This is a genomic window from Candidatus Tisiphia endosymbiont of Melanophora roralis, assembly GCF_964026575.1.
Taxonomy (GTDB): Bacteria; Pseudomonadota; Alphaproteobacteria; order Rickettsiales; family Rickettsiaceae; genus Tisiphia.
The window spans coordinates 1,193,089-1,209,192 of record NZ_OZ032161.1 but is presented as its reverse complement, the minus strand read 5'-3'; the positions used below and the strand labels follow the sequence as shown (position 1 = coordinate 1,209,192).

At 33.1% G+C, this 16,104-nt stretch carries 13 protein-coding genes; 8 read left to right on the top strand and 5 right to left on the bottom strand.

Annotated elements, in window-relative coordinates:
• Window positions 1-87: 87 nt before the first annotated feature.
• Both AAGD53_RS05745 and AAGD53_RS05740 read left to right on the top strand, forming a co-directional pair.
• Window positions 88-1,434: an IS110 family transposase gene (locus tag AAGD53_RS05745; protein WP_341762534.1), complete on the top strand. Its 1,347-nt coding sequence runs from the start codon at window positions 88-90 to the stop codon at window positions 1,432-1,434.
• A 5-nt stretch (window positions 1,435-1,439) separates the two neighbouring features.
• A complete protein-coding gene (locus AAGD53_RS05740; protein WP_341762538.1) occupies window positions 1,440-1,814 on the top strand; it encodes a palindromic element RPE1 domain-containing protein in 375 nt (124 codons plus the stop codon).
• Window positions 1,815-2,188: 374 nt separating this feature from the next.
• Here AAGD53_RS05740 and gyrB read toward each other — a convergent pair whose 3' ends face one another.
• The 3 genes from gyrB to AAGD53_RS05725 form a co-directional block, all read right to left on the bottom strand.
• Complete coding sequence (gene gyrB, locus AAGD53_RS05735; RefSeq protein ID WP_341762537.1) at window positions 2,189-4,615, bottom strand: DNA topoisomerase (ATP-hydrolyzing) subunit B; 2,427 nt, start codon at window positions 4,613-4,615, stop codon at window positions 2,189-2,191.
• 288 nt (window positions 4,616-4,903) lie between these two features.
• Window positions 4,904-5,431 (bottom strand): hypothetical protein, encoded by a 528-nt coding sequence (locus AAGD53_RS05730; RefSeq protein ID WP_341762536.1) that lies wholly within the window; start codon window positions 5,429-5,431, stop codon window positions 4,904-4,906.
• Window positions 5,394-6,173, bottom strand: coding sequence for a hypothetical protein (locus AAGD53_RS05725; RefSeq protein ID WP_341762535.1), 780 nt, complete (start codon window positions 6,171-6,173; stop codon window positions 5,394-5,396). Before AAGD53_RS05725 ends, AAGD53_RS05730 begins: the two co-directional genes overlap by 38 nt.
• 259 nt (window positions 6,174-6,432) lie before the next feature.
• Between AAGD53_RS05725 and AAGD53_RS05720 the strand changes: the two genes are divergently transcribed.
• From AAGD53_RS05720 to AAGD53_RS05705, 4 genes are all read left to right on the top strand, one after another.
• Window positions 6,433-7,779 carry an IS110 family transposase gene (locus AAGD53_RS05720; protein ID WP_341762534.1) on the top strand — a complete coding sequence of 449 codons (1,347 nt, stop codon included), beginning with the start codon at window positions 6,433-6,435 and terminating at the stop codon, window positions 7,777-7,779.
• Between the two features lie 307 nt (window positions 7,780-8,086).
• The gene (locus AAGD53_RS05715; RefSeq protein ID WP_341762533.1) at window positions 8,087-9,436 is read left to right on the top strand and encodes a TolC family outer membrane protein; all 1,350 of its coding nucleotides are present in this window, start codon (window positions 8,087-8,089) and stop codon (window positions 9,434-9,436) included.
• Entirely contained in the window at window positions 9,436-9,975 is a 540-nt protein-coding gene (locus AAGD53_RS05710) for a DUF2497 domain-containing protein (protein WP_341761450.1), read from the top strand. Before AAGD53_RS05715 ends, AAGD53_RS05710 begins: the two co-directional genes overlap by 1 nt.
• 380 nt (window positions 9,976-10,355) lie before the next feature.
• On the top strand, window positions 10,356-11,807 hold the full coding sequence (locus AAGD53_RS05705) for an ankyrin repeat domain-containing protein (RefSeq protein ID WP_341762532.1): 1,452 nt from the start codon (window positions 10,356-10,358) through the stop codon (window positions 11,805-11,807).
• Here the strand turns inward: AAGD53_RS05705 and rpiB are convergent.
• Window positions 11,804-12,238, bottom strand: coding sequence for a ribose 5-phosphate isomerase B (gene rpiB, locus AAGD53_RS05700; protein ID WP_341747329.1), 435 nt, complete (start codon window positions 12,236-12,238; stop codon window positions 11,804-11,806). The genes AAGD53_RS05705 and rpiB overlap by 4 nt on opposite strands.
• Window positions 12,239-12,329: 91 nt before the next feature.
• Here rpiB and AAGD53_RS05695 point away from each other — a divergent pair, with 91 nt between their 5' ends.
• Window positions 12,330-13,250, top strand: a complete 921-nt coding sequence (locus AAGD53_RS05695; protein ID WP_341762531.1) for a murein hydrolase activator EnvC family protein — start codon at window positions 12,330-12,332, stop codon at window positions 13,248-13,250.
• Window positions 13,251-13,557: 307 nt separating this feature from the next.
• Complete coding sequence (locus AAGD53_RS05690) at window positions 13,558-14,238, top strand: hypothetical protein (protein ID WP_341762530.1); 681 nt, start codon at window positions 13,558-13,560, stop codon at window positions 14,236-14,238.
• A 29-nt stretch (window positions 14,239-14,267) separates the two neighbouring features.
• Here AAGD53_RS05690 and AAGD53_RS05685 read toward each other — a convergent pair whose 3' ends face one another.
• Window positions 14,268-16,052, bottom strand: coding sequence for an ABC transporter ATP-binding protein (locus AAGD53_RS05685; RefSeq protein ID WP_341762529.1), 1,785 nt, complete (start codon window positions 16,050-16,052; stop codon window positions 14,268-14,270).
• Window positions 16,053-16,104 lie beyond the last annotated feature (52 nt).

The window sequence follows — 16,104 nt, the reverse complement described above, 5'->3', positions numbered from 1 at the left end:
TAAGAGACCTCGTTTAAGAGATTAATTTTTTCATTCAATACTCCAACTTAAAATTAGCTCGGTCTAATTCTTAGTGTAGGAGATGATATGACAAATAAAAAGAATGATAAACAGAAACTATCTGTAATTAATCCTGATGCGGCAGGTATTGATATTGGTTCTAGAGAACATTATGTTTGTGTACCAGCTGATAGGGATGAAAAGAATGTACGAAAATTTGCTGCTTTTACCAGTGATTTAAGAGAAATGGCAGATTGGTTAAAAAAATGTGGAGTTAAGACGATAGCTATGGAATCAACAGGGATATATTGGATACCTGTATTTCAGATTTTAGAGACTACTGGCTTTGAAGTTATATTGGTGAATGCTAGGCATGTGAAAAACGTACCTGGACGTAAAACAGATGTAGCTGATTGTCAGTGGTTACAACAACTTCATAGCTATGGATTGTTAAGTGGTTCATTTCGTCCAAAAGATCAGATATGTGAATTAAGAACTCTTACTAGACAAAGAGACAGATTAACAAAGAATGCTGCAACCCATGTAAACCGTATGCAGAAAGCACTGAATGAAATGAATATCCAATTACATCATGTGATTAGTGATATAACAGGTGTTACAGGAATGAGTATAATAAAAGCAATTATTGCTGGTGAAAGGGATGCAAATAAATTAGTCACATTTAGGGATAGTCGTATAAAAAGTGATAAAAAGACTATTATCAAAGCTTTGGAGGGAGATTATCGCAAAGAGCATCTTGTAGTATTAAAGCAAGAATTAGATATTTATGAATTTTACCTAAAACAAATCAAGGAGTGTGACGAAGCAATAGAAAGCTGTTACAAAGAGTTTGATAAACGTGGTGATGGTGATGTAACAAATAAGCAACGCAAGAACAAAAATTCTCCAAAGTTTGATTTACAACAATCACTATATAACGCAGCAGGAGCAGATTTTACTGCAATTCCAGGGCTAAGTGAGCTAAGTGTACAAACGATAGTATCGGAAGTGGGGTTAGATATGGACAAATGGAGTACAGAGAAACATTTTACATCTTGGCTTGGCTTAAGTCCTGCTAATAAAATTACCGGTGGTAAAGTATTTGATACGAGAACAAAAAAGGTAGAAAATAAAGCAAGTATGGCATTCAGGATGGCAGCTCTTAATCTAGGTAGAGGTAAATCAGCACTAGCAGGATTTTACAGAAGGATAAAAAGTAGAGCTGGTACACCAAAAGCTATTACAGCAACAGCAAGGAAGTTGGCATGTATGTTTTATCGATTATTAAAATATGGTCAAGACTACGTCGAACAGGGAATTGAAACGTACGAAAAACAATACCAAGAAACAATGGTAAAAAATCTGCAAAAACAGGCAACACGACTAGGGTTTAGTGTGGTTAAAATAGAGCAGTCATTGGAATCAGTTTGTTAAGAGTGGTGATAGACGATAAACCTCAAAATTTAGATTCTATTGAAAAACACCTAAAAAATCAGATTGGTAAAATAGTGCTAGTAGAATATAGCTATGATAAATTTGTAGAACAAAAATTTACAAACAATATTAGACTTCTTTCGAAACTCGCTTATGCACAAGGGTGTGAAGGAGACGCGGAACCTCGACCCGCAGCGTACTCTAATGTACGTGAGGATTCGAGTACCGCATCGACGTACAAATCACCAGCAGAAGTAGAGTTTCGAAAGAAGTCTATTTCTACTTTGCAGCAAAATTTTCTTAAAACTCAATCTATTTGGTTAAGTGATAAACAAGCCTCAGTTTTATTACAAATGAGGAATAAAGCCAAAGTTGAATAATGTAAAGAAAAATTAGGTTAAATGTGAATTGTAAAATTAGCCTTTGTGAACATTTATAAGTAACCCGAGTTGCCAATTAATTTATAAGAGCAGAGCTAGGTTTTATGAACGTTTGAGGTTAATTTGTAACATTAAAACACTCAATAAAAACTATATTTTTTAGAAATATGTTTGTATTGAAAATGTTTTAGTATCGAGCCTCACATGGAATCAGCTTTAAATATAGCTTTTGCCAGTATAATTAATTGGCAACTCGGGTTAATTAAGGTCGAATGCAATAACAAATAGTCACCATTTGGATGAATGGTATCCCAATACACTTCTACTTCTTGCTATAAAAACTTAGTTAACCTTTAAGGGAGTGCCTATGAGTTTTAAACATCTAAATTAACTACATTCAAAGCATTTGCTTGAATGAATTGTCTTCTAGGTTCAACAATATCTCCCATTAATGTTGAAAAAATCACCTCGGCACTATCTTGTTCATGTACTTTAACTTGCAGTAAAGTTCTTTTTTGTGGATCTAATGTTGTCTCTCCTAACTGATCAGAATTCATCTCTCCAAGACCTTTAAAACGTTGAATAGATATACCTTTTTTACCATGTTCTAATATATAATTCAGCAAGATACTAGGTAACGTAATCATAAATTCTTGGTTTTTGATCAACAACTTTGCTTGTCCAATAAATAAATTTACAAGTGGGGTAAATGCTTTAGCTAGCTGAATAAATTCAAAAGACTCAAGCTGTTCTTTTGATAAAATTTTACTTTCTTTTACCCCCCGAACAAAACGGAAAAATTCTATATTATTTGCGTTAACTATAAACTGCCAATCTGTCTTATCAGGTGTAATATCACCAAGATTTAAAATATTTAAAGCCTGATTTATTTCATTTGTTTTATTTTCATCAAATATTTGATTACCTAATAAATCTTTTATAGCTAGACATTCTGCAATTTGCCGATTAAATTTTTTGCTTACTTGGTCAAGTAACGTAGTGAACCTAATAACCGCCTTTATTACCCCCTCAAGATCATTACCAATGATCTCTGCCCCATTATACAACATAATTGTTGCATCACTAATAGTAGATTTGATTAAATAATCTTGCAGAGCTTGTTCATTTTTTAAATAAAGCTCGTTATTACCTTTTTTTATTTTATATAAAGGCGGCTGAGCTATATATAGATATCCTTTATCAATTAATTGACGCATATGCCGGTAAAAGAAAGTAAGTAATAAGGTTCTGATGTGCGAACCATCAACATCAGCATCAGTCATAATAATTATTTTATGATATCTTAACTTCTCCAAAGAAAACTCTTCATTACCAATAGCAGTGCCAAGAGCTGTTATTAGAGTCCCTACTTGCTCAGAGTTTAACATTTTATCAAATCTAGCTCTTTCAACGTTTAAGATTTTACCTCGCAGTGGTAAAATTGCTTGAAATTTCCTATCTCTACCCTGCTTTGCTGTACCACCGGCAGAATCTCCTTCCACAATAAATAACTCTGAAAGAGCAGGGTCTTTCTCTTGACAATCAGCAAGTTTTCCAGGTAAGTTAGAAATTTCGAGAGCCGATTTCCGACGAGTTAATTCCCTTGCTCTTTTTGCTGCTTCTCTAGCAGTTGCAGCTTCAATAATTTTATTAATAATTATTTTTGCGTCACTAGGATGTTCTTCAAACCATTCCAAAATCTTAGTATATACGGCACTTTCTACGATAGGTCGAACTTCAGAACTAACTAATTTATCTTTAGTTTGTGAAGAAAACTTAGGGTCTGGTACTTTTACTGATAAAATACATGAGAGACCTTCTCTCGTATCATCACCAGTGAAATTTACTTTATTTTTTTTGTTAAGCTGAGTATTCTCAATATAAGTTGTGACAACTCTAGTAAGAGCGGCTTTAAAGGCAATAAGGTGCGTACCACCATCACGCTGCCTTATATTATTGGTAAAACATAAAATATTTTCATGATATGAATCATTCCAATTCATAGCTAGTTCGAAAGTAATCCCTGTTGCTTGGTTATTGGTATTGAGTGCTATACATTTATGTAATGAGGTTTTGGCTCTATCAACATACTTGACATAAGCTTCTACACCACCAGTGAAGCAGAATTCTACTTCCTGTTGTTCAGAAAAACGATGATCCTTTAATAATATCCTTACACCGGAATTTAAAAAGGCTAGTTCTCTAAGCCTATGCTCTACAGTAGCAAAATTAAATTCGATCGTACTAAAAGTTGTAACAGATGGAAGAAAAGTAATTTCAGTACCATTCTTCTCTGATGAATCTCCTTTCAGTAACAATGGTACTTCAGTAGCACCATCTCTGAATTTTATAAAATACTCCTTATTAGCCCGCCAAATTTTAAGTTCTAACCATTCTGACAGAGCATTTACCACAGATACACCAACACCATGTAATCCACCAGATATTTTATAAGAATTCTGATCAAACTTGCCTCCAGCATGCAGTTGAGTCATAATAACCTCGGCTGCTGATATACCTTCTTCATGAATATCAACAGGTATCCCACGTCCATTATCACGCACTGTTACAGATCCGTTTGCATTTAGTATTATTTCAATTAAGTTACAATAATCAGCTAAAGCTTCATCGATTGCGTTATCAACAACCTCATAAATCATATGATGTAATCCTGAACCATCGTCAGTATCACCAATATACATACCGGGTCTTTTTTTTACTGCCTCAAGACCTTTTAAAACTTTGATGGAGTCAGCTCCATATTCTAATTCTGCTATTGATTGTTGTTGATTAGTTGACATATTATAACTGCTCGTAAATGAAGAGTTGGGTAGACGAAGGTCAACTTCAAGAAGAGCTAGGAGTGTCAAAGTCGAGCTGCTAGGCGTACATTAGTACGTGAGCAGCTTCGATCTTTAGACACGACGACGCCAATTCTTGAAGTTCACCGAGTATACATAAAATGAAAGATAAAGAATAACTATACACCAAAATTACAGCAAGTGTATAGTTTTCAAGTAGTTTACCCCAATTAGGGATAAGAATTAGTTAATTCTTATCCCTAATTCGCGTGTAGTTTGTTAAAAATGTTACCTTTTTCGTACTACACCTTGGTTTTTACTACTACTATTTTCAAGGACTACTTTCATAGCATTTCCTACTTGTAATAGTTCAGACAACGATTCTAACGGGGTTCTTAACGATGTAAGGTTTTTCAAAAAATATGCTGGTAGAATATTTTTTGTCTTATCCTTAACTAAATTCGCAAAAGATGTGGTGATTTTTTCCCTGTCAGGTATTAATTTGACTGTTTCTTGTATTTTTGACTCAATAATCAATATATTTTTGGCTGCTTTTTGGCAATATCCTAACTTCTCAAGAATGCTTTTATTGGGATCTAATGCAGCAATGAGGTTTTCTTTTATGTGAGATAATTCGGTTTCAATTGATTTTTTTAGATCTTTTCCTTGATTAGGTATATTTCCAAGGATTTTAGTCATACCTTTACGTAGAAGGTCAACACCTGCCATTATATCATCCTTAGTATGAGGGATTTCTTCAGATAAGTCAATAAGTTTTTTAAAAGATTTTTTTTCTTTTGGATCTTGTACAACCAAATTTATTAATTTTCTTCAAAGAGTCAATATCTAACCCTAATTCTGCTACAGCTACAGGTGACACCCCTGCTATTTCTGTGATTTCAACAATCTGCGTAGCTTTGGAATATTTTTCTTTAAGGTTTGTACTTTTTTCTATTTCGGTTCGTTTTTCTCTAACTATTTCTAGTTTTTCTTGCCAATTCTCTACTGTCTTAGTTAGATTTTCAGTACTGAGAAAAGATTTTACTGAGTCTAATAAGCCACTTCCCTTGAGTATTAAACCAGCTACAGGCATTTGTACAGCTATTATGCCAACTAATAAATTACCTAAATAATCAACTATATCTTTTGACGCTCCAGGATACAAGTTATCTAGTTTATTTTGAAACTCCAAAATACTTTCAAGAACTTTTATTATTAGCTCAATGAAAGCATCTTCAAAGAATAATATCTCTTCCTTTACCTGTTGCTGTTCATCAATGTACTTTTCTAATTCATCTAAAGAATTACCTACTGTTTCTCTGAATGATTCAGCTATTTCTCGCTCCCTTTGTTGATCTTCTGAATCTAGAAATATGTTATATATATAGTCAACTCTTTTTTTAATAGCTCTTAAGTTCCTAGGAAACGTTTTGAGTGTTTTCATAGAATCAAACTTTAACTGTTCTATAGCACTAGCAATAGATGCATTTGATAAGATAGCACCAAACAAACTGCTGCACATTTGTAAAAACATAAACAAACTTTGGTGGTAAGCCATCAACAACAAGGTATAGTGTTTGCGATTATTGTGTGTTAAAGTTACAGTTAGCCGAGTTGGTAAAGAGCTATAACCGACCACCACAATGGTGCAGCTTTAAGGCAGCCCGTAAGATAGCATGGTTTTGGAGTTGTTGGTAATATCATTGATGGCATTATGTGTTTATGATACGTAAGAGACCTCGTTTAAGAGATTAATTTTTTCATTCAATACTCCAACTTAAAATTAGCTCGGTCTAATTCTTAGTGTAGGAGATGATATGACAAATAAAAAGAATGATAAACAGAAACTATCTGTAATTAATCCTGATGCGGCAGGTATTGATATTGGTTCTAGAGAACATTATGTTTGTGTACCAGCTGATAGGGATGAAAAGAATGTACGAAAATTTGCTGCTTTTACCAGTGATTTAAGAGAAATGGCAGATTGGTTAAAAAAATGTGGAGTTAAGACGATAGCTATGGAATCAACAGGGATATATTGGATACCTGTATTTCAGATTTTAGAGACTACTGGCTTTGAAGTTATATTGGTGAATGCTAGGCATGTGAAAAACGTACCTGGACGTAAAACAGATGTAGCTGATTGTCAGTGGTTACAACAACTTCATAGCTATGGATTGTTAAGTGGTTCATTTCGTCCAAAAGATCAGATATGTGAATTAAGAACTCTTACTAGACAAAGAGACAGATTAACAAAGAATGCTGCAACCCATGTAAACCGTATGCAGAAAGCACTGAATGAAATGAATATCCAATTACATCATGTGATTAGTGATATAACAGGTGTTACAGGAATGAGTATAATAAAAGCAATTATTGCTGGTGAAAGGGATGCAAATAAATTAGTCACATTTAGGGATAGTCGTATAAAAAGTGATAAAAAGACTATTATCAAAGCTTTGGAGGGAGATTATCGCAAAGAGCATCTTGTAGTATTAAAGCAAGAATTAGATATTTATGAATTTTACCTAAAACAAATCAAGGAGTGTGACGAAGCAATAGAAAGCTGTTACAAAGAGTTTGATAAACGTGGTGATGGTGATGTAACAAATAAGCAACGCAAGAACAAAAATTCTCCAAAGTTTGATTTACAACAATCACTATATAACGCAGCAGGAGCAGATTTTACTGCAATTCCAGGGCTAAGTGAGCTAAGTGTACAAACGATAGTATCGGAAGTGGGGTTAGATATGGACAAATGGAGTACAGAGAAACATTTTACATCTTGGCTTGGCTTAAGTCCTGCTAATAAAATTACCGGTGGTAAAGTATTTGATACGAGAACAAAAAAGGTAGAAAATAAAGCAAGTATGGCATTCAGGATGGCAGCTCTTAATCTAGGTAGAGGTAAATCAGCACTAGCAGGATTTTACAGAAGGATAAAAAGTAGAGCTGGTACACCAAAAGCTATTACAGCAACAGCAAGGAAGTTGGCATGTATGTTTTATCGATTATTAAAATATGGTCAAGACTACGTCGAACAGGGAATTGAAACGTACGAAAAACAATACCAAGAAACAATGGTAAAAAATCTGCAAAAACAGGCAACACGACTAGGGTTTAGTGTGGTTAAAATAGAGCAGTCATTGGAATCAGTTTGTTAAGAGTGGGTAAAGCGACTTTTGAAAGGAAAGAGTATATGTTAGGCATAATAGATAATTGAATTATATTAAAATTTTTAAATTATTACTCAAAATAATACAAATAAAAACTACACTTTAAAACTGTTATATTGCTCTGACAGTTAGTTTTTGATATGTTATAGCTACTTGATTTGATCTGATTAAATATTTTTTAGCTATACGTGCTAGCTTTATCACAACAAATCAAGTTTTAGATCAAGAATACCTTTAACTTCTTGCATAAGCTAGCAAAATTTTTTAACATAAACATATTTTTAGAAAACCAATTATGCATAAATTCCTATACTTCGCCGTTATCATTTTACTAAACTATTCAGTTTATGCTGTTAACTTATCTGATGCTCTAACTAGTGCGTATAATAATAATGGTGAGTTACAAATCAATAGGCAGACTTTTTTAAATGAAATTGAACAGTTCTCTGCAGCTTTTTCAGGTTTTATGCCCAGTGCGTCTTATAATATTGATTCTGCTATTAATACGAATAAACCGAATAGTCAATATGCTACTTCTACTAAAAAAGAGCTGAAATCACAACAGGGGGCTTTAGTAATAGAGCAGCCTATATTTAGTGGTGGGAGTAGTGTTGCAACTTTGAAAGCCGCCCAATCAGCTTTTAGAGCATCACGTGCTAAATATTATGCAGAAGAACAAAAAATTCTTCTTAACCTAATAAAAACTTATCTCGATTGTTATGAAACAAAAGAAAAATATGAGATTTCTGAAATTAGTGTAAAAGCTAACAAACAGCAATTAGAAACCATTGAAGAAAAACTAAAATTAGGTGAGGCAACATCAATAGATTTAGCTAGTGCCAAAGCTGGTCTTGCAAAAGCTGAAACTGAGAAGTTAACAGCATATGCTAATTATCAAGCAACAAAAGCAAGCTTTATTCGAATGTTCGGTATAGAAGCAAGTGATATTGATATGCCTCCTATACCTGATAACTTACCTACTTCATTAGAGGATTTAATGCAAAGAGCGATAAATGTTAATCCTAACATAGATAGTACAAGACATAGTGTTAAAAGTTATAAAGCTAGTGAACTGGCAGCAAAAGCTGAACTTTTACCCAAGGTAAGCTTTAAAGTTCAATCTGGTAAAACCCATTACACTCCAGAAAGCCTATATAATACCAATAATAGAAGTACTACATCTACATTATCAGTTAATATCCCTATTTATTCTCACGGGGGTAGCGAATATTCAAGAATTAGGAAAGCTAAAAATAGTACTAGGAGTGCAGCTATTCAACTTGATGATACAATAAAACAAATTCGGGCAAGTGCTATTGGTAGTTGGGAAGGATTTGAAGCAGCAAAGTCTAAAATTATTGCCACATCACAAGGTGTAGAAGCTGCTCAAATAGCTTACGATGGGACAATACAAGAAGAAATTGTTGGTTCTAAAACAATCTTAGACGTTTTAACTGCTGAAGAAAAATTACATAGTGCTAGGGTGTCAAAAGTTGATGCACACAGAGACTCTATTTTAGCAGCTTACCAAATGAAATCTTTAATTGGGGAATTGACAGCAAAAAGCTTAAAATTGAAAGTTAAATATTTTATTCCTGAAGATGAGTTTAAAGGACTCAAGAAGAAACTTATTATAGGTTTTTAATGAGTAAAGATCATAAAAAAAACCAAGATATGTCAGTTGAAGAGATATTGAAATCAATTAAAGGAATGATTGATAGTCGTGGTATAGTCAATTCAGCAGGATTGGGTAGCAAGAGAGATGGAGCGACGCCTATATGCAATAGGCGAGCGATCGAAGACGACGCTACCGACTTCTCCTCAATTGACTATAGTAATCAATCTAACGATGATGAAATACTAGAATTGACAAATATAGTAGGGGATGAGGCAAATAAGTTAGAAAATAATAGGCATAGTGAACTAGAAGAGGAACTATTGCAGACATCCTTGGTATCCGATAAATCTGCAGCAGAAACTACTAAGATTTTCCAGCATTTCTCGAAAACAGCTCAGGAGATTAGTACAAATGCTTCGAACCCTACGGTCAAAACATTAGAGGATATAATTATTGAAATGTTACGACCACAATTGAGTCAATGGTTAAATAAAAACTTACCTTTATTAGTAAAACAATTGGTAGAAAAAGAAATTCAAAAATTAATACCAAATGATAAAAAATGACTTAGTGGAGGATGTCATTTGTGTTAGTCTTATTTTAACAGGGTAATTTAAAAGTTTGGCTATAAGCTTTGATAAATAGGGGATAGAGTTCTTAATACACCTTCGGTGTCATTCCCGCGTAGGCATTGCCAACATAACTGTTGAAAGTTAAAAGATCGTCATTGCGAGCGAACGTACGTGAGCGTGGCAATCCATAAAGCTTGTCATATAGATTGCTTCGTCGACCTACGGTCTCCTCGCTAATAGACGATCTTTTAACTTTCAACAGTTGTGGGGATGTTACTTAGGCTATTTATCGTTTTTGATTACTTAGGTTCTTATATCATGATTTAAAGATATAAGAACCTAGTATAATAAATTTAACGTGAGAATAATTATAAATGTACTGTAACATGGAGAGTAAGGAGATTATCTTAGGTAACAAATTTTTTATAGTCCTAATAACTATCTTTTTGTTTATGGATAAGGCTGATGCTGCTCCACCACCTCTTCCCCCAGCATTGCCACAATTAGAAAGTGATAAAATGAATCAACAGAAAGAAGAGGCAGGTTCTTTGCTGGAAAAAATACAACAATTTATGCATTCTAAGAAAATTGATAATGAATTATCAGGATCAAGCAAACCATCATCCACACCACAAGATACTAATAATGAAGAAGGTGAGATAGATTCCTTCATTGATTTAGGGAATAATAAATTACCAACCTTAGAAAATACAAAAGAATTGGATCAATTAGATAAACATCTGTACCAAAAAATTGATTTAGATACACCTAGTAAGAATGACAGTAATACCAACAAAGATTCTCCTACTCTTCCAACAACTGAGGTTAAAGATGCTGTACCTATTAAGCCACTTGATTCATCTGCTCAGTCTAAACCTCAAATAGATATTCCGAGTAGTAATAAGTCTGAGCCACAAGCTACTGTACCTTCTGTAACTATACCTGATAAAGAGAAAGATCCAGTAATATTGCAGCAGTCAAGTAATGCAGATAATAAAGAAGTGGTTGCTCCTAATCTAGATATATTGCCTTCTTCGCAAGAAAAAAAGCCTGCTTCACCGCAAGTAACTGCTCCTATCGTACCAATAGTATCACCTAAGGAAAATACTGAATCTAAAGTGACTAAGCCTCAAACTCTTATCCCAGTATTTGTAAAAAAGGATAAGCAACTAGATGACTCTAGTAAAACTGCCCTAGAGAAAGATACCATAGAGAGAGATAGAAATGTAATCAAAGAAGTGCAAGAAGTAAATAAGTATCAACCTCATCAATCTGCAATTACAAAAGATAAAGCTAGCACCATCAAAGAAACATCGCCTAAAATAACTGAATTTGTACAAGATGAAACACAAATGTTACTTTTACCAAATGATGATGTAGTATTGGGAGAGCTTACAGAAGAGGCAAGATTAGAGCAAATGGATATGTATTCATTTATTCAAATGTTTAAGAAAATTTATGATAGTGACAATAGAAAGCAGCAAAGAAAGATGATAGATAATTTTATTAATAATTATGATAGTGATTTCCATACTACTATAGTAAGTGATGCAACGGATAGAGCATTTGAGGCAGTTAGAAAAAATAATTTATTTGTTCTTAGGGTTCTTTTGGATAATTATCCAATCATCCAAAGAAGGGGGAATGATAATTATACTCTTTTACATGAAGCTGCAGAAACTAATAATTACTATATAGCAAAACTGTTAATTATGCGTGGTATAAACATTAAGGCTACTAATTATCATTGTAGAACGGCATTGGACATCTCTGATGAACAAAATAATAATGTGGGCTGTTTGATAATGAAAGCAACAGCAAATTAGTTTATTTTTGCTAATCTAGCACTATGTCTTCCACCTTCAAATTTAGTCGTTAAAAATTTATCGATCATTTTACAAGCTAGTTCCTCATTGGGTATTTTAGCTCCTAACACTATTATATTAGCATCATTATGAGCCCTTGATCTTTCTGCCATAAATAAGTCAAAACATAAAGCTGCCCTTATTTCAGACGTACGATTTGCGGCAATTGACATACCTATGCCAGTTCCACAAATTAAAATTCCTAAAGGAGCTACATTTTCTAAAATCCCATCAACAACTTTTTTAGAATAATCTGGATAATCCACTATTTCTTGATTGTAAGTACCACAATCAAGAATAGATATATTTTTATCGTGTAAATAACTGATAATTTTGCTCTTGAGTAAAAATCCGGAGTGATCACTGGCTATTATAAGATCGTAAGTTTTCATAATTACTTAATTTTGATAAAAAAATACTAGACTTGATTCTATATTAAAGTTAGTTTATTGCATAATAAAATTGCAAATTTTTTGGTAAGTTATGAAGAGTAATATAGTTTTTGTCTATTTTATAGTCTTTTTGATTTCTGGATGTAGCACACAACCTCCAGCCCCTATTGAGTATAATCATGGAAAGGATTTTACTAAAAAGTCTACAACCATCAATTCACCAACTACAGCATATTCCGAAAATAAGAACATATTAGAAAGCGATGAAGATGAAATAATAAGCAGAGAAATTGATGAGAAAGAAAAAGATTTTGACGCTCCAACTGGTTTCTTAAAAGATCGTAATGCCATAGAAACTGAAAATCGAGACGACGTAATAATAGTTCCAAAAGTGAAACCAAATGATAGTAAGCTAATCTACCATGAGGTACAACAAGGAGAAACATTAGTATCAATAGCAAATGATTATGGTCAGCAGGTTGAAGAATTAGCTGAACTAAATAACATCTCTGCACCATATCATCTTAACGAATCCCAAATTATCACAATAAGGATTAGTACTGAGTTATTAAATAAAAAAAATCAAGAAAGTCTTGTAAAAAAAACGAAAAATACTGTTCAAACTAATACAGCAAAATTTATCAAACCAATTGAAGGTAAAATTATTATCAAATTTGGTGAACAAACATCTAAAGGAAAAAGCAAAGGAATTAATATTGCTGCAGACGAAGGAACTGCTGTAGAATCTATTGCAACAGGTCAAGTAGTGTTTGCAGGTAATGATACAAAGTTTGGTAACTTATTAATAATAAAGTTAGATAATAGCGACCTTTATGTTGCTTATGCTCATTTGCAAGACCTACTTGTTCAAAAAGGAGCAAGAATTTCACAAGGCAAGATAATAGGACATGTAGGGAGTACTGGAGATGCTAAATATCCTCAGCTACATTTTGCTATTCGCGAGGGAAAGATAGCTGTTGATCCGCTAAACTATGTAGACTATAAAAAATAATGAATAGGAATACAATAACAATTGTTATGTTTTTAAGAATTGATTAATAATAAGTTTCTTAGGAACTCACACTTGATACGTTCTACGATCAAGTTCATAATGGAAGAAACAGGATTGAGTGATTTGTTTCCTAGAAGGAGCGAATTATATTAGGAACTATAGGACAAATTAAGTTGATTTATTAACTATGAGTCAAATACGTAGCTGTATTTATTTTTTCTACTATTGATATTTTCTTCTTGCACTATCTATGTTAAGTCTATAACATAAGTAAAAAGGTTCTGATAAACAAATATAGAGAAATAATATGATTATTAACACTATGTTGATAGAACAATTTGCTGCAGAGGCTTTTTGGTTCTTTGTATATAAGTATGACATGCAAAGTACAGGCTTTCCTGACTCTATAGATGACATTCCTGACTTGATGTGGTCTAGGGAGATTGCTAGGAAAAAATTAATACAGTTAGGAGAAGCAGATGAAGAAAAACTAGTAGAACGACTCTATATGTTGGTTGCAAATGTAATTGCTACTCATGGGAAAGAAGAGAAAAATATTATTGGTACAATATATGTTGAAGACTTTAAAGAGTGTAAAGAAAAAGATTTCCCTTATACACATCTTATTACACAATTAGTTAATGATTCTGATGAAAATTATGATTTAAAAATAAAAGGACAAATACCACATGTTGGTACATTACTACTAAGAACTCCTTTCCCTTCTGGGGTGTTATTGAAAGAAATTCCTGTAAAATCAAATTTATTAATTCCAAATACAAACAATGCATTAGGATTTAAAAAAACGATGGTTCTAATGCCAAAAAGTATATCAATATTACCTGATAATGCCTACGGTTATCGGGCATTTATTTCAGGTATATTTTGTATTTCTACCACAAAACCTGCAGATACTATTTGGCATAAAATTATTCCAAATAGTATTTGTTCCCTTGAAACACAAAAGTTTTACAATATATCCAAATGATTTGAGTATATACTTGTTACTCTATATTTTCATGCTTTCTTATTTTTATCATCTGGCAGAAATCCTCCAATTTGTGCATCCCACAGAGTTTTATAGATTCCTCCTTTAGTAATTAACATAGTATGAGTGCCATCTTCTACAATTTTGCCACGCTCGAATACTAAAATACGATCCATATGCAGAAGTGTTGATAAACGGTGAGCAATGACAATAGTTGTAGCATTAGTAGTTTCCAAAACTTCATTTATAGATTTTTGAATTAAGGCTTCAGTTGGTGAGTCAAGTGCCGATGTTGCTTCATCTAAAATAAGGATTGGAGCATTTTTTAAAATAGCCCTAGCGATTGCAATACGTTGCCGTTGTCCACCACTTACTTTTACACCTCGTTCGCCAACCACCGAATGATAACCATTAGGCATTTGTAGAATATCATCATGTATTTTAGCTTTTTTACAAGCTTCTTCAATCTCTTGTAAAGTAGCATCATATTTAGCTAGCTGCAGATTCTCTAGAATAGAACGATGAAACATCGTAATATCTTGAGGGATTACTGAGATATTGCTTCTTAGCGACTCCTCCGTCACTTGTGAAATATCATATCCATCTACAAAAATATATCCGCTTTGTAAATTGAAATATCTAAGCAAGCATTTAATTAAAGTAGTTTTTCCAGCACCTGATGTGCCAACTATACCGATCCTTTCTCCAGGTTTGATGTGTAATGTAAGATTGTCAAATATAGTACTTCCACTACTATAACGGAAGGTTACGTCTTGATATTTAATATCACCTTTGACACGAGGAAGCAACTTAGCATTTTCTGCATCAGTAACATCTGAGATAGTATGAATAAAGTTAAATGAAGATTTGATGGCAGCAATCTTAGGATTTATGGAAAATATTATACTGTCTAATAACTGATCAATCGCCCACTCAATGTTAAAAGTAATCGCTATAGTAACTGCAAATTCACCAGCTGTGATTTGTTCAGTTTTGTATAAATATGCCAACAGCCATATTTGGGCTGCTGCTAGTATAGTAAGTAATATGGAATCGATCAAATCTACATAATAAGCATCATACTGCCTAGTTTTTCTATCCCAGCCTTTCCATTTATCAATGGCAGGAAGGAGTTTTAATTTCAGCTCTGTCCAAACATTGCCAATAATTTTAATACCAAAAATATTGGCAACAGAGTCATTGATAATGCCTACTGCTTCTTGTCGTGCCTTAACATATTCTTCTTGCAGTTGTCCTTGTTTTTTTAATAAAACTGACATTATTGGTACATACACAATAAGAAAAGCAATTACAACCCCTGCTATTTTATAATTCATCATGAACAAAAATATTATGCCACTTATAATAGTTACAAGCTGTACCAAAGAACGATTGAGAACAGTAATTATGGTTATAATACCATCTTGAAAATCAGTGATTTTACTGGCAATTTCTCCTGATAAATGAGAATCAAACCAATGTAAAGAGTGTCTGATAGTTTTGCCATAAGTGCTTTCGATGATTTCTGCAAGCATCGCTGGCTTGTATTTAATATCAAAAAGCCTAACGATAAAAAACGTACCATGATTCATCATTTTATATAATACAAATAACCAAAGAAGTAGGGTAACATCTATTTTTGGATCTTTGGCAATAGTATCAATAATTTCTTTAATTTGATAGTTAACGAACATATTAAACAGTGAAGCACCAATGGACATAAGCGTAAGGCTAGCTAGGTACACCCGGTATTTGTAAGCCAAGGCGTATAAGTATGATTTTAGTTCATAGTTTTGTTGTTTAGTAGAAGTCATAAAATATTTATTTCTAATTATGCAAAAATGCACTTTATCATAGCAGGTTATA